The sequence below is a fragment of the Rhodoferax mekongensis genome (assembly GCF_032191775.1).
Classification (GTDB): Bacteria; Pseudomonadota; Gammaproteobacteria; order Burkholderiales; family Burkholderiaceae_C; genus Allorhodoferax; species Allorhodoferax mekongensis.
In genome coordinates this window covers 3,164,938-3,184,522 of record NZ_CP132507.1, presented here as the reverse complement: position 1 = coordinate 3,184,522, position 19,585 = coordinate 3,164,938, and the positions used below count along the sequence as shown (strand labels likewise).

The window sequence follows — 19,585 nt, the reverse complement described above, 5'->3', positions numbered from 1 at the left end:
GGCGTGATTCGCTTTAGCACGTTCATTCTCAATAGAGACTGCAGTCGGATGGTCACTGAGCAAATTCACTCAAACTCAGATAGGAGCGATATTGAAATTGAATTCACCAGGGTATTTGAGTTAAACGATGCATGTATCGCACTCCGCGACGAATACCTCCGCACCACCGGCAAACGCATCTGGGGCCTGACCTTCACCCTGTACCCTGACGGCAAATACGACATCGCCTACGACTACAACAAGCCAGCCGAATACGACGACAGCGACGAAGTGGGAGACTCTGCCAACATTGGCCCCGTCGCGGAGGTACTCGGTGGTTTGGTGGACACCCCGCAAGCGCCAAGTGCCGAGTCCTTCCTGCAACAAGCCATGGTGGCCTTGCAGGCCCAAACGGCGCACAACACCGAAGCCTGGGGGTTGGGAACTGAGGCGCAGTGGAACCTGGACATGAATGCAGGTAGTCTGCACTTCACCTTTGCCGATGGACGCAAGCTAAGCGCAGCAGTGCAAGTGGTGGGAACCTACAACACCGCCAACGGCAGTTTTTTGTGGGGCTGGGACCACCCATCGGTGCCTGAGCCCTTGCGCCGTGCTGCTCGCCGTGTGTACGACTACGGTCAAACCCAAGCAATAGACGCATTCACCACGCGCAGCATCCATTGCAGCGAGAGCGATGCATGGGCCTACACCGCCGCTGCAGCTCAACTAGATGGTGCAGACGGTGCCTACAGAGGCGATGCGGGGGGAACATGGGTCTATATGGTCTTCGAGAAGCCGACCGGTAGGCGGGCGAACTGATCCTGGGCGGCAGCACCAACACCACCCAGACCAGTCATACCGAGAAGTCTGAGACCGCAGGCCTCTACCAGGAGATGAAGGGCCATGGCTCGACCACCCAGACCCTGAACCAGACCAAGATAACGGGCAACGTCAGCTTCGACAATGCTTTGAAGATCAGCGCCCAAATCCCCGACACCAAGGGCGGGCAGACGCTCAAGAGCCAGATCAATGCCTTGGTGGACCAAAGCGGCGGCACAGGACTGGAATACCTGAACCAACTCGCTGCCAACCCCAACGTCCAATGGGACAAAGTGGCCCTGGCTCAAGAAAAGTGGAGTTATGACCAAGCGGGATTGACACCTGCGGGGGCGGCACTCTTAAGTATTGCGGTAGCGGCCTACATGCCCGGAGCCAGCGGCATGTTTGGCACCACCACGGCAACTGGTACCACGCTGGGAGGCGTGGCGCTGACCACCACCACCGCAGCAGGTGTTACCACCGCCACCTTTGCAGGGGCTGCACTGAACGCGGGCTTCACAGCGCTGGCCAGCCAAGCGGCGGTGGCTTTGGTGAACAACGGGGGCGACATCGGCAAGACCCTGGAGCAACTGGGTAGTGAGCAAAGCATCAAGAACTTGCTGACCACCATGGTGACTGCGGGGGCGTTGGACAAGCTCAATGCCAGCTACTTCAAGGGGGTGGATGCCAAGAGCAGCTTCATCGACCAGCTCCAGAAGAACCTGGGCAACAACGTCGCCACGGACATGATGAACAGTGCGCTGGCAGGCAAGCCGTTTGATGAAAACACGTTGGCCAACTCGCTCAAAGGAGCGTTGATCAACACGGGGACCGCACAAGGAGCCAACGCTATCGGCGACGGTCTCGTAGCGAAAAACCTCAACGAATTCACCCACAAGCTAGTCCACGCCGTGCTGGGGTGTGCGGGCGCTGAAGCTTCAGGTGGTGACTGCAGGTCTGGTGCAGTGGGCGCGGTAGTGGGAGAACTCACGGCTGAATACGCCGTCAAGAGCGGGATGAACAATGCGGACGCTCTGGCACTGGCCAAGGTGCTCGCCGCACTGCCGGAGTTGCTAAAGAACTGACCCCGGTTCGCCTTGTGCCGCCTGCCACTCCGTTAGCATCACCCCCATGAAAACCAGCTTTATCTTTATCGCCATTCTGGTGTGCAGCGTTGCGGGCACACTCACCAGCAACCGCGCTGTGAAAACCGGCATGCTTGTCGTGTGTGGTGCCTTGTCGCTTTACGGGATGCTGCGGTTTCTGGGCTAGTACTGCAGTGCCAGCATGCCGGGGCTTGCGGCATGGCCGATTGACAGGCTCTGCGCGTCGTGCGGGTTGAGCTTGAAGCGGGCTACGACTTGCACCAAATCGCGGGATTGGCTGCTCAAGCTGCTGGCAGCGGCGGCCATTTCCTCGACCAAGGCGGCATTCTGTTGCGTGACCTGGTCCATTTGCTGGATCGCCACATCAATTTGGGCGACCCCGTCACTTTGCTCGCGGCTCGCCATCGATATCTCGGTAATCACAGTGTTGAGGCCACTGATGCTGCTGACCACCTCGGACATGATGGTGCCCGCGCGCTCGGCATGAACCCCGCCTTGCTCGATACGCTGCACGTTGTCGCCAATGAGCTTTTTGATTTCTTTGGCCGCCTCTGCCGACCGGCTGGCCAAGGTGCGCACCTCACTGGCCACCACCGCAAAGCCCCGGCCTTGTTCGCCTGCCCGGGCCGCTTCTACCGCGGCATTGAGCGCGAGGATGTTGGTCTGGAAGGCGATGCCGTCAATGATGCTGGTGATGTCTGAAATCCGCTTGGAGCTTTCACTGATGCCGCGCATGGTACTGACCACGTCGGTCACCGTGCTGCCGCCCTGCGAGGCAATTTGCGAGGCATCTGCTGCCAGTTGTCTGGCCTGTTGGGAGTTATCGGCGTTCTGACGGATGGAGGAATTGACTTCTTCCATGCTCGCCGATGTTTGCTCCAAGGCGCTGGCCTGGTTCTCAGTGCGGCCGGACAAGTCGTGGTTACCGGTGGCGATTTCCGCACTCGCATTGGAGACGGTTTCGGCACTCTGACGCACTGCCGCCACGATGCCGGACAGCTCCAGCCGCATCGCTTCCAGTTCCTGCACAAGTTGCGCGATTTCGTCTTTGCCCTCTGCCACGAGTGCGGTGCTCAGGTCGCCGTGGGCAAACGCATTGGCTGCCGACCGGGCGATAAGCAAGGGGCGTGTGATGGAGCGGGTGGTACCCACGCCCATCGTGATGGCAATGGCCAAGCCCAGAAGAGTGAGCGTGATCAGGGTGTTGCGCAGCTCTACGAAATCTTGGGCCGCCTCGACCACATTGGCCTGGCCCGCAGCCTCGGTGAGTTTGCTGAATTCGTGAAGGTCAGCCAGGAGCTGGTCCAGCAAGGGACGGCATTTGGCGTTGATGCCTGCAATCGCCTCCTCACGCTTGCCGGCTACACCCAACGCGGTGATCTCCAGCGCGACCGGGCCGTAGACCGATTCGGTTTTTTGACGGTTTCAAAGGCACGGGCGAGTTCAGAGCCCTTGAAGTTGTCCTGGGCAAGCATGCTGTCGATGTCTGCAATATGCTTTTGAACGGCTGCATGCGCCTTTTCAATCGCCGCCTTGTCGCGCTCAATACCGGCTTGGGGCGTGCTGATGACCAGATTGCGCGCACCCACGGCGCGGGCGTTGGTGGCATCGAGGGTTTGGTTGCTGAGCTGGGTGAGTTTGTTGAGCTGGAGTACCTGTCGCTCGAAGTCTGACTTGGCATTGGAGAGGGCCACCAGGCCCTCTGCTGCAATCAAGACCACGATGAGAGTCATGACCCAGTAACCGACACTTAGCCGCGCTTTGACGCTCCACCGATTCAGAAAGCTCATGATTGACCCCTCGAAGGTTTTGCAAGAAATATTAGTGTAAATATTTTATTGCTTTGGTGTTTTATAACAAATTAAATAAAGTTTGTTTGAAAATTCCTGCGATAACCGATTTTTCATGGTGCATTCCACCGCTGACCTGCCGCTTACCCGCCACATAGACTTCATCGATCGCCGCGTGATTGCAGGCAAACACCAAGGCATCGAGCGTGTGTGTGTGCGGAATGCCGAGCAAACCCGGGGTGTTCATGTCGAGCACCACCATGTCCGCCCTTGCACCTGTCTGCAGGCCCCATTGCTTGAAGCCTGCTGCTGCAGCGCCGCTTCTGATCGCCTGGTCCAACAAGCGCGCGGCTGTGGAGGGCTGATAACCGGGGAGCGCTGCCACGTTGCGCTGCTGCAGTCGCAGGCGCTGGCCGTATTCCAGCCAGCGGATTTCTTCGTTCCATTGCCGGCCTACATGGCTGTCGGAGCCCAGCGCTATGGGTACGCCTGCGGCCAGCCAGCCGGGCAGGTCCGCAAAGCCGTCGCCCAGGTTGCCTTCGGTGCTCGGGCAGATCACGATGCCGGCACCACTGCGGGCCACGGCGTCTATCTCAGTAGCCTCGGTGTGGGTGGCATGCACCAGTTGCCAGCGGGAGTCCATGGAAAAGCGATGCGCCAGGTGGGCGATGGGGCGCTGGCCGGTGGCGGCCAAGCAGTCGCGCACTTCTTGCATTTGTTCAGCCACGTGAATGTGGATGGGCATGTCTGCACCACGCACGTGGGCCAGCAAGGCGTCAATGGATGCCGCTGACGCAGCCCGTAGCGAATGGATGGCCACGCCCGCATTCAGCAGCGGGCGGCTGCTGGCCTGCACCGTGGCCTGCAGGCGGGCGATGAAGTCCGGAGTGCCCGCAAAACGCCGCTGGTCCGGTCGCAGATTCGATTGCTGAAAGCCGGCCCGCTCATACAGCACGGGCAGCAGGGTGAGGCCCATGCCTGCGTCCTGCGCGGCGTCGGCGAGGGCCCAGGCCATGGTGGCCTCATCCGCGTAGGGCTGGCCGTCTTCCTGGTGGTGCAGGTAATGGAACTCACACACTTGCGTGTAGCCGCCTTGCAGCAGCTCCACATAAAGCTGGGCCGCCACGGCCCGCATCTGAGCGGGGGTGATGCGCAGGGCCACACCGTACATGCGGTCACGCCAGGACCAGAAGTCGTCCGCCTCGGATTCACGCCGCTCGGCGAGCCCGACAAATGCGCGCTGGAAGGCGTGGCTGTGTGCATTGACCAAGCCCGGCAACACCGGCCCCTGCAGCACCGTGGCGTGGGCCGGTGGCGGAGTGATGCCGGGGGTGATGGCCGCCCAGTGGCCGCGTGCATCAACTCCCAGGCACACATCGTGTTCCCAGCGGCCATCCACCCAGGCCTGCGGCGCCCAAAAAACGTGCTCGCTCATGCGGGCCTCCAGTCGGTCATGGTGCGCACCAGCGCGTGCAGCATGGGCAGCACGCGGGCTGCGCGGTCGGGTGCTACTGCGTAGGGCGGCTCCTCCGCCATGTAGCAGCGCCAGCACATTTCCAGCTGGATGGCGTGCACCTGCTCGGCCGGGTGGCCGTAGTTGCGGGTGATGTGGCCGCCTTTGAAGCGGCCATCCACCACCTGCGTGAATTCAGACTGGCTTTGCAATACTTTTGATAGCTGCTCGCGCAGAGCTGGTGCGGCGCTGGTGCCATTCACGGTGCCCAGGTTCAGGTCCGGCAGGCGGCCCTCAAACAGCCAGGGCAGCACCGAGCAGATGCTATGCGCATCAAACAGCACGGCGTGGCCGTGCAGCGTGCGCAGGCGCTGTAATTCGCCGTCCAGCGCGTCGTGGTAAGGGCGCCAATAGTCCGTCACGCGCTGAGCGACTTCGGATTCGGTGGGCTCCTGGCCCGGCAGGTACAGCGGTTCGCCGCTGAAAAAGCGGGTGGGGCACAGCTCGGTGTTGTTCACGCCGGGGTACATGGGTGCGTTCTCGGGCGGACGGTTCAGGTCCACCACGTAGCGTGCATGGCGCGGGACGATGGTGCCGGCACCCATGTCGCGCACAAAGGCGTAGAGGGCCTCGAGGTGCCAGTCGGTGTCTTCTACCTTGTGTGCGCGGGGCACCAGGCGGCTGCGAATGGCGTCGGGGATGTCGGTGCCCACATGCGGAAAACTCACCAGTAGCGGGCTGCTGCCGGGCGTGAGGGTGTAGGTCGGGTGGTGGGTGATCGCTTGTGTCACAGGGTGCGCTCCAGTCCGCCTACGATGGTGCGGCGGCAAGGGTTGTGGCCGAACCAGTAGGCCAATTCGCGGGGGTGGTCCAGGTCCCACACACAGAAGTCGGCCCGCTGGCCGGCAGCCAAGGTGCCCCGGTCGTGCAGGCCCAAGGCGCGTGCGCCGTGTACCGTGGCGCCACGCAGGGCTTCTTCGGGTGTCAGGCGGAACAAGGTGCAGGCCATGTTGAGCATGAGCAGCATGGACAAGCCGGGCGAGGTGCCGGGGTTGTGGTCGGTGGCGATGGCCATGGGCACGCCGTGGGCGCGCAGGGCGTCTATGGGCGGCAGCTTGGTCTCGCGCAAAAAGTAATAGGCGCCGGGCAGCAGCACGGCCACGGTGCCAGCGGCTTGCATGGCGCGTATGCCAGCGTCGCTGAGGTGCTCCAGGTGGTCGCACGAGAGGGCGCCGAACTCTGCTGCCAGCCCCGCGCCGCCCTGGTCGCTGAGCTGCTCGGCATGCAGTTTGACGGGTAGCCCCAAGGCCCGTGCCGCCTCAAACACGCTGCGCGTTTGGGCCGGGGTGAAGCCTATGGTTTCGCAGAATGCGTCTACGGCATCGACCAGCCCTCGGGCGTGCAGCTCGGGCATCCAGGCGCAAACGGCATCCACATATTCGTCGTTACGCCCGGCAAATTCGGGCGGCACGGCGTGGGCGCCCAGGTAGGTGGTGCGCACGCTCAAGGGCAGGCGCACGCCCAGAGTGCGCGCCACGCGCAGGCAGCGTGCCTCGTCCTCCAGGCTCAGGCCGTAGCCCGACTTGATCTCGATGGTGGTGACTCCCTCAGCCATCAGGCTCCGGGCGCGGCGGGTGGCGCCGGCGAGCAAGGTGGCTTCGCTGGCGGCTCGGGTGGCGGCCACGCTGGAGCGTATGCCACCGCCTGCTTGCGCAATCTGTTCGTAGCTGGCGCCTTGCAAGCGCATTTCGAACTCGGCTGCGCGGTCGCCGCCGTACACCAAGTGGGTGTGGCAGTCCACCAGGCCGGGAGTGACCAAGGCACCATCAAAATCTACCTCTTGCGTGATGCTTTGCTTGTGCTCGGCAGGCAGCTCAGTGCGCGGGCCACACCAGATGATGTGTTCTCCACGGGTCAGCATGGCGCCGTCTTCCAGCCACCCCCAGGGTTCGCTGCCATGCAGGCTGGCGATGCGGGCGTGGTGCCAAAGCGTGGTGGCGGTGTGGGTAAGGCTCATGGTGTGGCTCCATCCGATGTGTGCGGGGTAAAGCCCAGCCAGTACGCCGGTGCGATGTGCGTGGGCGCTGCGCAGGTGTCCGGGGTAAACGTCCACTGGGCAGTGTCAGTCGTTTCGTTCCACAGCAGGGTGTGGGCGCTGATAGGTACTTGACGTGCGCCGTCGCTCCATGTCCCGGCGCCGGTGCTGTACAGGCCGCGCATGGCCAGCGGGCTGTGCCACGCTTGCCCCGCAATGACTATCTGCATGAAGCCTCGGCCTTGCCGCGCCATCAGGTTCAGGTCTTGGGTGGGGCCGTCCAGCAGGCGGCAGTGGGGCGCAGCGGCACCGTCAAATTCCAGCGGCGCATCGCCGGCACGCAATGTCTGCGGTTTGGCTAGCGCCAATGCAACCCCCGCGCCTTGCAATACGGCAAACCAGCGTTGCACACCGGGGAAGGCAGAAAAGGGGCCGTCAGCCGCGATGTCGGCCCGGCTGATGCGCAGCTGCCAGTCGCCCCCGGGCGGCCACACCAGCAACTCGCGGGTTTGGCCGCCGCCGTTGCGCCAAGGCTGGGGTGGGCATTCCTGCGCGTGGATGAGGCGCAGCGTCATGGCTTGAACTGCCCTTGAATCTGGTAGCGGGTGCCGGGGTGCACCAAGCGCGCCAGGGTGATGGGCACATCGCGGTTCATGGTGCGGCGCACGATGATGAGGCAGGGGTCCTGCGGGGTGATGCCCAGCAGCTCTGCCTCTTGCGGGCTGGGTGGGCCAGCCTCGATGGAGTATTGCGCCTCCCACAAGGGGGCGACTTCCAGCAGGTAGTGGGTGGGCGTGGTCTGGCTGAAGTCCACGTTCAAATAGTCGGGCACGCAGGCGGGGTTCACATAGCGGTCTTCGCACTGCAGCGGCACGCCGTTCTCGGAGTGCACGATCAGGGTGTGAAACACCGGCGCCCCCAGCGGCAGGCCCAGTTGCTGGGCCAAGCCATCTACTGCCAACTCTTCACGTAACAGCACGACCCGTGCCTGGTGCTGGTGGCCGCGCGCTGCAATTTCTTCGTGCAAGTCTTTGATAGTCAGGGTGGACGACACCCGGGCCAAGTGCGCCGCAAAGGTGCCCACGCCCTGCACCCGAGTCACAAAGCCTTCGGCCTGCAACTCGCGGATGGCGCGGCCCACCGTCATGCGGCTGACCTTGAACTGCTGCACCAGCTCGGATTCGGAGGGCATCTGGCTGCCCGGCGTCCAGCGGCCTTGCGACAGGCCTTCCATCAAAAAGTTTTTGACGTGGGTGTAGGGCGCCGCAGCGCCTGAGGGGGTCGGTGTGGTGGAAACCATCAGCAAATTGTAGTTGCATAGGCATGTCTAGACAAGTAGACTCAGCGACATTGAATTTTTGCTGAAAGCGAGTTTGAAGATGTCTGCACCCTCCCAAGCCCGGCCTGTGCGCGCACCCCATGGCACCACCCTGCATTGCAAAAACTGGCTGATTGAGGCCGCCTACCGCATGCTGCAAAACAACCTGGATCCTGAGGTGGCAGAAGACCCCGACGCGCTGGTGGTGTACGGCGGTATCGGCAAGGCCGCACGCAACTGGGAATGCTTTGATGCCATCCTGGAGAGCCTGCGTAACTTGAATGACGACGAGACCCTGTTGGTGCAAAGCGGCAAGCCGGTGGGCGTGTTCCGCAGCCATGCCGACGCGCCGCGCGTGCTGATCGCCAACTCCAACCTGGTGCCCAAGTGGGCGACCTGGGAGCACTTTCATGAGCTGGATAAAAAGGGCCTGATGATGTACGGCCAGATGACGGCCGGCAGCTGGATCTACATCGGCAGCCAGGGCATCGTGCAAGGCACTTACGAGACGTTTGTGGAAGCCGGCAAGCAGCACTTTGGTGGCAATCTGAAGGGCAAATGGATTTTGACGGCAGGCTTGGGCGGCATGGGTGGCGCGCAGCCGCTGGCGGCCAGCTTTGCAGGAGCTTCGTCCCTGAATATCGAGTGCCAGCAAAGCCGTATCGACTTTCGCCTCAAGACCCGCTATGTGGACGAACAAGCCACGGATCTGGACGACGCGCTGCAGCGCATGGCCCGCTATGCGGCCGAGGGTAAAGCCGTGTCGGTGGCCCTGCTGGGCAATGCCGCTGAGCTGCTGCCCGAGATGGTGCGCCGCGCGCGCGCCGGTGGCCCGCGCCCCGATATGGTGACCGACCAGACCTCCGCACACGACCTGGTGCACGGCTACCTGCCGCCCGGCTGGTCGGTAGAGCAGTGGCGCGCCGCGCAGGCGGACGATACCCAGCACGCTGCGCTGCGCCTGGCGGCTGCGCAAGGCTGCGCGGTGCATGTGCAGGCCATGCTGGATTTCCAGGCCATGGGCATTCCCACCGTGGACTACGGCAACAACATCCGCCAGGTGGCGCTGGACCAGGGCGTGAAAAATGCATTTGACTTCCCCGGTTTTGTGCCCGCCTATGTCCGCCCTCTGTTCTGCCGCGGCAAGGGTCCGTTCCGCTGGGTGGCCTTGAGTGGCGACCCGGAAGACATCCGCAAGACGGACGCGAAGATGAAAGAGTTGTTCCCCGAAGACGCGCACCTGCACCGTTGGCTGGACATGGCGGGCGAGCGCATTGCCTTCCAGGGCCTGCCGGCACGCATCTGCTGGATCGGCCTGGGTGAGCGCCACCGCGCCGGCTTGGCCTTTAACGAGATGGTGAAAAACGGCGAGCTCAAAGCCCCCATCGTCATCGGGCGTGACCACCTGGACAGCGGCTCGGTCGCATCACCCAACCGCGAGACCGAAAGCATGCAAGACGGCTCAGACGCGGTGAGCGACTGGCCTTTGTTGAACGCACTGCTGAACACCGCCGGTGGCGCCACTTGGGTGAGCTTGCACCATGGCGGTGGCGTGGGCATGGGCTACAGCCAGCACAGCGGCGTGGTCATCGTGGCCGACGGCACGGACGCTGCCGCCAAGCGCCTGGAGCGCGTGCTCTGGAACGACCCCGGCACCGGCGTGATGCGCCATGCGGATGCCGGGTATGAAATTGCAAAGCAATGCGCACGCGAGCAAGGTATGAACCTGCCCATGTTGAAAAGTTAAGAAACACCCCTGAGCGCCTTCGGCGCCTCCCCTCCAGGGGACGACACCAGCAGCCTGGCGGAGCCAGTTCTGCGGTGTCCCTGGTTGAACCCCTCCCTCCGGAAATATTTATGACTTCATTGATTCTCAACCCCGGCAAGATCACGCTGGATGAACTCGGCCTCATTCACGCCGGCGTGTGCCAGCTGAGCTTGCCCGAATCTGCCCGCGTCAATATCCGCGCCGCCCATGCGCTGGTCAAGGCGGCCGCTGATGGCGACGCGCCGGTTTATGGCGTGAACACCGGCTTCGGCAAGCTGGCGAACAAGCGCATCGACAAAGACCAGCTCGACACCTTGCAGCGCAACCTGATCCGCAGCCACAGCGTGGGCGTGGGCGAGCCTTTGGCAGCACCCATCATGCGGCTGATGATGGCGACCAAGGCTGCCAGTCTTGCGCGCGGCTACTCGGGCTGCCGCGAGGTGGTGGTGGACACCATTCTGGCGGTGCACAACGCGGGCCTCGTGCCCTGCGTGCCCTCACAAGGCTCGGTGGGCGCCTCGGGCGATTTGGCGCCGTTGTCGCACATGACGCTGGCATTGATGGGCGAGGGCGACATGCTGTTGGATGGCAAGCGCGTGCCCGCACTGCAGGCCCTGCAAGCCGCTGGCATTGCCCCGCTGACGCTGGAAGCCAAAGAAGGCCTGGCCCTGATCAACGGCACCCAAACGTCCACCGCGCTGGCCTTGCACGGCTTGCTGGCCTTCGAGCCGGTGCTGGAGGCTGCGCTGGTGATTGGCGCCCTCACGCTGGACGCCGCCCGCGGGAGCGACGGCCCGTTTGATCCGCGCATCCATGCGGTACGCGGCCAGCCCGGCCAGATCGACGTGGCCCAGTACTACCGCGAGCTGCTTAAGGGCAGTGCCATCCGCGCCAGCCACGCCGAAGGCGATGACCGCGTGCAAGACCCGTATTGCCTGCGCTGCCAGCCGCAGGTGGTGGGTGCGGCGCTTGACCAACTGCGCCACGCGGCACGCGTGCTGCTGATTGAGGCGAATGCGGTCACCGACAACCCGTTGGTGTTCCCCGAAGACGGCGCCATGATTTCCGGTGGCAACTTCCACGCCGAACCCGTGGCCCTGGCGGCGGACGGCATGGCCCTGGCCATAGCCGAAGTGGGCGCGATCGCCGAGCGCCGCATTGCCATGTTGATCGACAGCAGCGTGTCGCGCCTGCCGCCTTTCCTGACGGCGGATGCGGGCCTGAACAGCGGCTTCATGATCGCGCACGTCACCGCTGCCGCGCTGGCGTCCGAGAACAAATCGCTGGCCCACCCCGCCAGTGTGGACAGCCTGCCCACCAGCGCCAACCAGGAAGACCATGTGTCCATGGCCACATTTGCCGCGCGACGTTTGCAAAACATGATCCACAACACCGCGCACATCCTCGGGATTGAGTTGCTGGCGGCGGCGCAAGGCATTGAATTTTTGCGCCCGCTGACCAGCTCGCCCATCCTGGAAGAGGTGCACGCACTCTTGCGCCAGGACATCGCAGCCCACCATGTGGACCGCTACCTGGCGCCTGACATTGCGCATGCGACCCAACTGGTACAGGGCGGCGCGGTGGCCCGGCTGTTGAAGCCCTTGGGCGGCTTGCCGGCCCTCTGGATTCCGGGTTAAAGCCCGGTTTTCAATGCGAGCGGCCAGTGCGATACTGGCCACCATGCACACGCCTGAAGCTCCCCACTGCGTTCGCCATTTCGGTCAAATCTTGTTGTGGCCCCTGCGGCTGATGCCGGTACGGGGGGGCGAGGGCAGGCACGCCAAACCGTGGGAAATCTTGTCCGCCATGGGCGACGCCAGTCCGTGGCGCGAGGTGGTGGACGAGTACACCGGCGACGCCTGCAACTTTCATGAGCGGCATTACAACGAGTTCGTGACCTTTCTGCCCTATGTGCAGCGCTTTCTGTACGGCGAAGGCCATGCAAAAGGTGGCGGGCAGGTGCACGGCTCGCCCATGCGGGTGTTCCGCCGGCACGACGTGAGCGCGGTGCGCGTGGTGTTGCGGCCCGGGGCTGAGCCCATCACCCTGAGCGTGGTGCACGTCGACCTGTATTTCTTTTTGGATCTGGACCTGGTGCTGCTCAATGTGGAGGTGGCGGGCGACAACCTGCCGCTCACCCACGCACAAGAGCTGCTTTACCGCTTCGGCCGCGGCTACCCCTCGGGCTGGGATGCGCAGGGGCAGGCACAGCATTGCTTGCACCAGGCCGAGTGGCTGGGCGCACAAGGCCAGGTGCTGGCGCAGTCGGATGCGGGCCAGCCCGATCTGTTCATGTCGCATGTGGCCCGCCACCGCGCACCCCGCATTGCCGCCCACTGGGATTGGCTGCTACAACCCTTGGTGAGCGACCATTCAGATCACGTGGGCGCATTGCGTTACCGGCAAATCGAGTACTACCGCATGCCCCTGCTGGGCTACCTGGCGGTGGACGAGCCCCAGATGCTGAGCCGCAGCGATTTTGTGCGCCTCGGCTTGGTCACCGGTGCGGGTAGTGCGGATGGCGAAGCGGCGCTGCCTTTTGCCAACGACCACTTGCAGGACTTTGAGGAGCGCTATTGCTACGACCGCTTCTGGACCGCCGGTGGCGCCGCGCCCCACACCCGCTACCTTTGCACCGGCCATTCGCTGGTGGTGGTGGGGGATGCCAACAGCCAGTTTTTCACGTGCCGGGACCGGGGGGTGCTGGCGCAGTTCAGGCACCAGCATTTCCTGCTGTTTTTGATTGCGCACTTTCAGAAGGCTGCGCTCTTGATGTTTTCAGACCGGCTGGCTGAGACGCTGCGCAACCTCAACATCAGCGACCCCGGCAGCGTGCGCACCTTCAAGCGCAGCATCCGCAGCAGCTTTGCCGGCTTTTTGCGCTTTACCCACCGCTATTGGTTTCATGAAATTTCGGAGCAAGCACAGACCCGCGCACTGTTTGCCAAGTGTGCGCAGCACCTCGGGCTGGACCCGCTGTACTCGGAAGTCAAAGAGCGCATCGCCGACATGAACAACTACCTCGAGGCCGACAGCCTGCGCCGCCAGGCCAACACGGTGGTGCGCCTGACGGTGGTCACCATCCTGGGTTTGATCGGCACCATCACCACCGGCTTCCTGGGCATGAACCTGTTGGCCGAGGCAGACGCCCCCATGTCCCGCAAGGTGCTGGTGTTCGCCGTGGTGTTCGTGGTCACCATCGCGCTCACCGTGTACACCATGGCCAAGTCCAAGCGCTTGTCGGATTTTCTGGATGTGCTGTCCGAAGAGCGGGTGGGTGCCTGGACGAAGTTGAAGGCCTTTGCTGCCATCTGGGCGCGCGATCGGGACCGCGACTGAGTGGCTTGGACAGACGTTTTGCTATCAAAATAGAAGCTGCTCCCGCATATTCCACGTGCGTTGGAAGCCTATTTGATGCCGAAAGTGCCTGTGGAAGGCGGTAGCGGGTCACTACAGGCGGCAGAATGCGGCCCATGGATTCACAAGGAAAACGACATGTTGCTAACTGATATCGCCGTCGAGCACACGCTGGCGCCCCCCAAAGGGGGCCTCCGTGTGACCTTGGTGGTACATCCCTTTACGAATACCCAGCGGGACTCGCTGGGAAAGTTCGAGATCGTTCGCAGCGTCCGTGAGCCGAACGGAAAAGACGTGAGGCGTTCCACCTTTGTATCGTTTCAGCAATTGGCAGAGCTGTATGCCAAAGGGGTGCTTGAGGAATCCGGATTTGGTGTGCGCATGTGCCCCGCCGATGGCAAGCACCCCAATGTGACTCCCGTCAAAAAACTGCTCCCTGCCTGCATCAAGCCGGGCTCACCATTCGACCTCGCGGTGCAGGGCGTGGATGTTTCAATTCCAGCCACCCGCGAGTTGCGAACCGCATTGCTGCGCACGAGCGTCAAGGTGTAATGGACTGACGGGCCGGGCCGCAAGCACTTTCAGAGGTTACTGGGGTGTGACGGGCAAGAAGTGGAGTGTCTGGCTATCATGAATTGAACCAAGGACGCCAACACCCATGCTCATCCAGCTCACCTACGCAAGCCGCACTGCCGCCATCCTCGGCCCGGGCGATGTCAAAGACATCTTGCAGAGTTCTGCGCGCAACAACCAGTCTGCGGGCATCACGGGCGCATTGTGCTTGTCCAATGGCATCTTCCTGCAGCAGCTGGAGAGGGACCGGACCGCCGTGAATGCGCTGTACCACCGTATCCTGAAAGACTCCCGGCACAAAGACTCCGCCATTCTGTAATGGGCCGGATCAGGCGCCTGCTTCAGCAAGAGCGGGTTCAGGAAGTGCCTGCGGATTTCAGGTGCCCGCTGTGTGAACGCAAGATTCCACTCGCGCAGCGCGACGCACACCATTTGATTCCGAAGTCCAAGGGCGGCAGGCACACCGAATGCCTGCACCGGATATGCCACCGCCAGATTCACGCGCTATTCACTGAAACCGAGTTGGCCAGACAGTTCAACTCGGTGGATGCCTTGCTGGCTCACCCGGACATGGCGTCTTTTGTGGCCTGGGTCAAAACCAAGCCCGATGACTTCATGGAGCGCACGCGAAAGAGCCAGCGCATCCGTAGCAAGTAAGGGGGCGCTTTATGCCTTGGGGGTCTCTGCCTTCGGGGTGCTTGCGGCGGCCGGCTTCTTGAGCTTGAACCTTGCTGCCGCAGCTTCCTTGTTGCGGGCTCGCTCAGCCATGATGCGGTCCAACTCCTCCCGGCTACCTTTTCGCTTCATGTTGGGGTCTTTGCCAAATACGCCGGCCATAGTGATGTTTCCTTTGGCCCAGTCTAACTGACGGTAGATTCGTTCCGGCAACGAAGGGCGGCAGATAAACTGCTTTCCATTCATCATTCGCCTCTGCATCCCATGCGCTACACCCTGCCGCCCGACACCGTTCACGATTACGCCCGCTACGGCGCAGTGGTGCTTCGCGGTGTGCTCACGCCCGCTGAGGTGGCGCAGCTGGAGCGGGGCATCGAGCACAACCTGGCGCATCTGAGCCCGCTGGCCTTGGTGGCCAGCCAGCCGGACGACCCGGGCCGCTTTGTCGAAGATTTTTGCACCTGGCAGCACAACCCGGACTACACCGCTGTGATGCAGCGCAGCGCCTTGCCCTTGGTCGCCGCGCAGCTGATGCAAAGCGACACGGTGCGCATCTACCACGACCACCTTCTGGTCAAGGAGCCGGGCACCCGCCAACCCACCCCCTGGCACCAGGACCAGCCTTACTACAACGTGGCCGGCCGGCAGAACGTGAGCTTCTGGATACCCGTGGACCCTGTGCCCCTGGAGAGCACCCTGCGCTTTGTAGCCGGCTCGCACGCGGGCACCTGGTACATGCCGCGCACCTTCCGCGATCAGCAGGCCAAGTGGTTTCCTGAAGGCACGCTGGCCGAGCTGCCCGCCATTGATGCCCAGCCCGAACGATTTGAGCAACTCGCTTGGGCCTTGCAGCCCGGCGATGCCGTTGCATTCCACATGTTGGCCCTGCACGCCAGCAGCGGGGTAGGGCCAGGCACGCGGCGCCGCGTGTTCTCTGCCCGCTATCTGGGCGACGATGCCCGCCACGCGGTGCGCAGCTGGCGCACCTCGCCCCCGTTTGCCGGGCTGGCAGACCGTTTGCCGGATGGCGCGGAGATGGACGATGCGCTGTTTCCCTTGCTAAACCTCGGCTAAAGCTGATGGACTTGCTGCCCCACTGGCGTCTGCTGCGCGCGCTGGCTGCTGTGGTGGAGACCGGCAGCACCCAGCGGGCCGGCGCCCTGTTGCATGTGGCGCAGTCCTCGGTGGCCCGAGCGGTGCAGCAGCTCGAGGCGGTGGCCGATACCGCCTTGTTCGAGCGGGCTGGTCGCGGCATGCTGCCCACGGCGGCGGGCCAACAACTCGCTTTGCGTGCGGCGCGAGCTTTGCAGCTCTTTGCGGATGCGGACAAGCACCGGACCCGGCATGCAACGACGCGCTGGCACGAGAGCCCACTGGCCCCTGATCGTCTGATGGATGCAGAGTTGATAGAGCGCATTGTGGCCATGTTCGCGCGCAAAAGTGCCGAGGTGTTTGCGGCCCAGATCCAAGCCTTGCTGCACCGGCCGGATGCCAGCGAGGTGCTGCGCAGCGTAGCCGTGCAGACCTTGCTGCAATGTGGCGCGCAAGACGCGTGGTCCCCGCCTGCGCAGCACGAAGCCATGCGCGTTTTTGTGCCGCACGCGGCCTTGGACTTGATTGAAAACGCCGGCCATATGGCACCCATGGAGCAGCCGCATGCAGTGGCGGCCAGCCTGTCACGCTGGCTGATGCAAACCGGGGAGGGCGCATGAACGCCATGGAAAGCTACGCCGCAGAGGCCGATTGCCGTGCGCTGGTGCTGCAAGCGGCAGACGCGGTGGACCGTGCAGATGCAAATGCGTTCGCCGCACTCTTTGTGGCTGATGGCACCTTGGTGCGCCCGGATGGCAGCCTGTTGCAAGGCCGGGCCGCCATCGCCGCAGCCTATGCCGCCCGCGATCCGGACCGGCTGACCCAGCACCTGGTGAGCAACCAGTTGGTGACACTGCAGCCGGATGGCGCTGCAGCCTTGGTCCGCAGCAAGGTGTTGCTTTGGTCCGGCCGCCATAGCGCGCCGCTCACGCCCCAAGGGCGGGCAGCCGATGCGCTCAGTCAGGTGGGGGAGTTCGTGGATGCGATGGAGTTCAGTGCTGAAGGGTGGCGCATCCGCCGGCGGGAGGCGCATTTTGTCTTGTTCCGGCGTGAAGTTTGACGCTATCAATTTGATAGCTTCTCGCGCATATTCCACGGGCGCCAACCACCTATTTGTCTCGCAAATGGTTGGTGTGATGTGCCAGGGGCAAGCACTGTGTCAGTTACAGGGCCAAGAATGGGTGGATTCTAAAAATTCAACCCATTCGCAGGCCCCCCCATGACGCACCAGCAGTCTTACGAACACAAGCGCACATCTGCCGACCAAGCCATCCGGCAGGTGCGTGATGGCGACACCATCATCGTCCCCACCGGTGTGGGGGAGCCACCCAGTTTGCTGACCGCGCTGTCGGAACAGCGGCGCAGCTTTCGCGATGTGAAGGTGTGCCAGATTCTGGCCATGCGCAAGTACGGCTACATCGACCCCGCCACCACCGAACACGTGCGCCATGTCGCCTTCTTTTTTGGCGGGGCCACACGGGCTGGCGGGCAAGAGGGGTGGATTGACTTCATCCCCAATTACTTCTCGGAAATTCCGGCGCAAATCGAGCGTGGGCAGATGCCGGCAGACGTGGTGTTTGCCATGGCGTCGCCCATGGACGAGCACGGCTTTTTTGCTCTGAGCCTGGGTGCGGACTACACCATGGCGGCCGTCAAAAAAGCCCGCGCCGTGGTGCTGGAGGTCAACCCCAACGTGCCATTTGCCTTTGGCAACTGCCATGTGCACATCTCGCAAGTGGCGGCGCTGGTGGAGAGCGATGCGCCGGTCATGGAGGTGGGCCTGCCGAAGATCGGGCCGGTGCAGCAGGCCATCGGCAAGTACGTGGCTGATTTGATTGACGATGGCTCTACCCTGCAGATCGGCTACGGCGGCATCCCCGACGCGGTGGTGATGCAGCTCACCGGCAAAATGGATTTGGGCATCCACACCGAGATGATTGGCGACGGCATCATGACGCTGGTGGAGGCGGGCGCCGTGACCAACCGGCGCAAGAACTTCATGCCCGGAAAAATGGTGGCCACCTTCGGTCTGGGTTCAGCCAAGCTCTATCGCTTTATGCACCGCAACCCGGGGCTGGAGATGCACCCGGTGGAGTTCACCAACGATCCGGCCATTGCCGGCCTGAACGACAACTTGGTGGCCATCAACGCCACCTTGCAGATCGACTTTCTGGGCCAGTGCGGCTCCGAGAGCCTGGGCCACGCGCCGTATTCCGGCACCGGCGGGCAATCAGACTTTGTGCGCGCGGCTAACCGGTCCAAGGGCGGCAAGGCCTTCATCGTGCTGCCATCTACCGCCAAGGACGACACCATTTCCCGCATCGTGCCTTCGCTGTCGCCGTGCACCCATGTCACCACCAGCAAGAACGACATCAACTATGTGGTCACCGAATACGGCGTGGCCCAGCTGCGCGGCAAGTCCATGAAGCAGCGCACGCAAGCGCTCATCGCCATTGCACACCCCAAGTTCCGCGATGAGCTGACCGCGCAGGCCAAGCAACTCAAGATTTTGTAAGACCCTAACCGGCGGGGCGCTTCAGAACTCGGTGATCACGGTCACGCCGGCCACCTCGAACTTGTCCATGTTCATCAGCGCATCGATCGACTGTTGCAGGTTGATCTTTTTGCCCACCAGCTTTTCAGGCGCCAGCTTGCCGGTGCGCACCATATCCAGCATGGCACCGTAGCGGTGGGCCTGCATGCCGTGGCTGCCCAGAATCTCCAGCTCATGGGCGATGACCTTGGCCATGGGAATGGCCGGCGTGCTGTTCTCGGCCAACATCAACCCCACCTGAATGTGTTTGCCCCGTCGGCGCAGATTGCTGATGGAGTTGAAGCAGGTGGTGGGGTGGCCCAGCGCATCCAGCGACACATGGGCGCCGCCTTTTGTGATCTCCATCACCGCTTCCACCACGTTGGCCACCTGGGTGGCATTGACCGTGGCCACTGCACCCATGGCACGCGCCATGGAGAGCTTGTCTTCCGAGATGTCGATGGCCACCACATTGGCGCCCACCGCGTGGGCAATCATGATGGCTGACAGTCCCACGCCGCCACAGCCGTGCACCGCCACCCATTGGCCCGCAGAGGTCTTGCCCTGATCGACCACCGCGCGGAAGGAGGTCACAAAGCGGCAGCCCAGGCTGGCGGCGGTGGCAAAGTCCAGCGTCTCGGGCAGAGCCACGAGGTTCAGGTCTGCCTTGTGAATGGACACGTATTGCGCGAACGAACCCCAGTGCGTGAACCCGGGCTGGAACTGCTTTTCGCACACCTGCTGGTTGCCGGAGTGGCACTCCGGGCAACTGCCGCAGCCGCCCACGAAGGGTACGGTGACGCGGTCGCCCACCTTCCAGCGGGTCACGTCTTTGCCCACGGCTTCCACTGTGCCTGCCAGCTCGTGGCCGGGCACGTGGGGCAGCACGATGTCGGTGTCATGCCCCACCCAGCCATGCCAGTCACTGCGGCATACGCCCGTGGCCTGCACCTTGACGACCACGCCATGCGTCTCGGGTGTCGGGTCCGGCACGGTTTGCAGACGGGGTGGGGCGGAGAAGGCTTCGTAGACAACGGCTTGCATGGGGGGTCCTTGTGGGGGCTTGGGGAGAACTCACATGCTATCA

The 19,585-nt window shown here is 63.1% G+C and carries 22 protein-coding genes; 13 read left to right on the top strand and 9 right to left on the bottom strand.

The features are described from left to right. Positions 1 to 48 precede the first annotated feature (48 nt). The 3 genes from RAN89_RS15180 (at position 49) to RAN89_RS15170 (ending at position 2,070) form a co-directional block, all read left to right on the top strand. A complete protein-coding gene (locus tag RAN89_RS15180; RefSeq protein WP_313867085.1) occupies positions 49 to 798 on the top strand; it encodes a DUF6882 domain-containing protein in 750 nt (249 codons plus the stop codon). 74 nt (positions 799 to 872) lie between these two features. Next, positions 873 to 1,883: a DUF637 domain-containing protein gene (locus tag RAN89_RS15175; RefSeq protein WP_313867084.1), complete on the top strand. Its 1,011-nt coding sequence runs from the start codon at positions 873 to 875 to the stop codon at positions 1,881 to 1,883. 46 nt (positions 1,884 to 1,929) lie between these two features. After that, on the top strand, positions 1,930 to 2,070 hold the full coding sequence (locus RAN89_RS15170; RefSeq protein ID WP_157673055.1) for a hypothetical protein: 141 nt from the start codon (positions 1,930 to 1,932) through the stop codon (positions 2,068 to 2,070). Here the strand turns inward: RAN89_RS15170 and RAN89_RS15165 are convergent. The 7 genes from RAN89_RS15165 to hutC form a co-directional block, all read right to left on the bottom strand. Further along, the gene (locus tag RAN89_RS15165; RefSeq protein WP_313867083.1) at positions 2,067 to 3,275 is read right to left on the bottom strand and encodes a methyl-accepting chemotaxis protein; all 1,209 of its coding nucleotides are present in this window, start codon (positions 3,273 to 3,275) and stop codon (positions 2,067 to 2,069) included. The two genes, RAN89_RS15170 and RAN89_RS15165, sit on opposite strands and share 4 nt — an antisense overlap. Then, entirely contained in the window at positions 3,266 to 3,694 is a 429-nt protein-coding gene (locus RAN89_RS15160; RefSeq protein ID WP_313867082.1) for an MCP four helix bundle domain-containing protein, read from the bottom strand. Before RAN89_RS15160 ends, RAN89_RS15165 begins: the two co-directional genes overlap by 10 nt. Positions 3,695 to 3,755: 61 nt before the next feature. Next, positions 3,756 to 5,129, bottom strand: a complete 1,374-nt coding sequence (locus RAN89_RS15155; RefSeq protein ID WP_313867081.1) for a formimidoylglutamate deiminase — start codon at positions 5,127 to 5,129, stop codon at positions 3,756 to 3,758. Continuing rightward, positions 5,126 to 5,938, bottom strand: coding sequence for an N-formylglutamate deformylase (gene hutG / locus RAN89_RS15150; RefSeq protein WP_313867080.1), 813 nt, complete (start codon positions 5,936 to 5,938; stop codon positions 5,126 to 5,128). Before hutG ends, RAN89_RS15155 begins: the two co-directional genes overlap by 4 nt. Then, positions 5,935 to 7,164 carry an imidazolonepropionase gene (hutI, locus tag RAN89_RS15145; RefSeq protein WP_313867079.1) on the bottom strand — a complete coding sequence of 410 codons (1,230 nt, stop codon included), beginning with the start codon at positions 7,162 to 7,164 and terminating at the stop codon, positions 5,935 to 5,937. The genes hutG and hutI overlap by 4 nt, the downstream gene beginning before the upstream one ends. Beyond that, complete coding sequence (locus tag RAN89_RS15140; RefSeq protein WP_313867078.1) at positions 7,161 to 7,757, bottom strand: HutD/Ves family protein; 597 nt, start codon at positions 7,755 to 7,757, stop codon at positions 7,161 to 7,163. The genes hutI and RAN89_RS15140 overlap by 4 nt, the downstream gene beginning before the upstream one ends. Then, entirely contained in the window at positions 7,754 to 8,482 is a 729-nt protein-coding gene (gene hutC / locus RAN89_RS15135; RefSeq protein ID WP_313867077.1) for a histidine utilization transcriptional repressor HutC, read from the bottom strand. Before hutC ends, RAN89_RS15140 begins: the two co-directional genes overlap by 4 nt. A 79-nt stretch (positions 8,483 to 8,561) precedes the next feature. Here hutC and hutU point away from each other — a divergent pair, with 79 nt between their 5' ends. The 6 genes from hutU (at position 8,562) to RAN89_RS15105 (ending at position 14,855) form a co-directional block, all read left to right on the top strand. Further along, positions 8,562 to 10,247, top strand: coding sequence for a urocanate hydratase (gene hutU, locus RAN89_RS15130; protein ID WP_313867076.1), 1,686 nt, complete (start codon positions 8,562 to 8,564; stop codon positions 10,245 to 10,247). Positions 10,248 to 10,357: 110 nt separating this feature from the next. Further along, positions 10,358 to 11,905 carry a histidine ammonia-lyase gene (gene hutH / locus RAN89_RS15125; protein ID WP_313867075.1) on the top strand — a complete coding sequence of 516 codons (1,548 nt, stop codon included), beginning with the start codon at positions 10,358 to 10,360 and terminating at the stop codon, positions 11,903 to 11,905. 43 nt (positions 11,906 to 11,948) lie between these two features. After that, positions 11,949 to 13,607 (top strand): hypothetical protein, encoded by a 1,659-nt coding sequence (locus RAN89_RS15120; RefSeq protein WP_313867074.1) that lies wholly within the window; start codon positions 11,949 to 11,951, stop codon positions 13,605 to 13,607. 156 nt (positions 13,608 to 13,763) lie between these two features. Beyond that, positions 13,764 to 14,177 carry a hypothetical protein gene (locus RAN89_RS15115; RefSeq protein WP_313867073.1) on the top strand — a complete coding sequence of 138 codons (414 nt, stop codon included), beginning with the start codon at positions 13,764 to 13,766 and terminating at the stop codon, positions 14,175 to 14,177. A 106-nt stretch (positions 14,178 to 14,283) separates the two neighbouring features. Beyond that, complete coding sequence (locus RAN89_RS15110) at positions 14,284 to 14,517, top strand: BLUF domain-containing protein (protein WP_313867072.1); 234 nt, start codon at positions 14,284 to 14,286, stop codon at positions 14,515 to 14,517. Next, complete coding sequence (locus RAN89_RS15105) at positions 14,517 to 14,855, top strand: HNH endonuclease (protein WP_313867071.1); 339 nt, start codon at positions 14,517 to 14,519, stop codon at positions 14,853 to 14,855. Before RAN89_RS15110 ends, RAN89_RS15105 begins: the two co-directional genes overlap by 1 nt. Positions 14,856 to 14,864: 9 nt before the next feature. Here the strand turns inward: RAN89_RS15105 and RAN89_RS15100 are convergent, their stop codons facing one another. Continuing rightward, positions 14,865 to 15,035, bottom strand: a complete 171-nt coding sequence (locus RAN89_RS15100) for a hypothetical protein (protein WP_157673054.1) — start codon at positions 15,033 to 15,035, stop codon at positions 14,865 to 14,867. Positions 15,036 to 15,137: 102 nt separating this feature from the next. Between RAN89_RS15100 and RAN89_RS15095 the strand changes: the two genes are divergently transcribed. The 4 genes from RAN89_RS15095 to RAN89_RS15080 all read left to right on the top strand — a co-directional run bounded on the left by RAN89_RS15095 (position 15,138) and on the right by RAN89_RS15080 (position 18,480). After that, a complete protein-coding gene (locus RAN89_RS15095; protein WP_313867070.1) occupies positions 15,138 to 15,947 on the top strand; it encodes a phytanoyl-CoA dioxygenase family protein in 810 nt (269 codons plus the stop codon). Between the two features lie 5 nt (positions 15,948 to 15,952). Then, on the top strand, positions 15,953 to 16,585 hold the full coding sequence (locus tag RAN89_RS15090; protein ID WP_313867069.1) for a LysR family transcriptional regulator: 633 nt from the start codon (positions 15,953 to 15,955) through the stop codon (positions 16,583 to 16,585). Then, on the top strand, positions 16,582 to 17,025 hold the full coding sequence (locus tag RAN89_RS15085; RefSeq protein WP_313867068.1) for an SgcJ/EcaC family oxidoreductase: 444 nt from the start codon (positions 16,582 to 16,584) through the stop codon (positions 17,023 to 17,025). The genes RAN89_RS15090 and RAN89_RS15085 overlap by 4 nt, the downstream gene beginning before the upstream one ends. A 159-nt stretch (positions 17,026 to 17,184) precedes the next feature. Beyond that, positions 17,185 to 18,480 (top strand): acetyl-CoA hydrolase/transferase family protein, encoded by a 1,296-nt coding sequence (locus tag RAN89_RS15080; RefSeq protein ID WP_313867067.1) that lies wholly within the window; start codon positions 17,185 to 17,187, stop codon positions 18,478 to 18,480. Positions 18,481 to 18,501: 21 nt separating this feature from the next. Here RAN89_RS15080 and RAN89_RS15075 read toward each other — a convergent pair whose 3' ends face one another. Then, on the bottom strand, positions 18,502 to 19,542 hold the full coding sequence (locus tag RAN89_RS15075) for a zinc-dependent alcohol dehydrogenase family protein (RefSeq protein ID WP_313867066.1): 1,041 nt from the start codon (positions 19,540 to 19,542) through the stop codon (positions 18,502 to 18,504). Between the last annotated feature and the right edge of the window lie 43 nt (positions 19,543 to 19,585).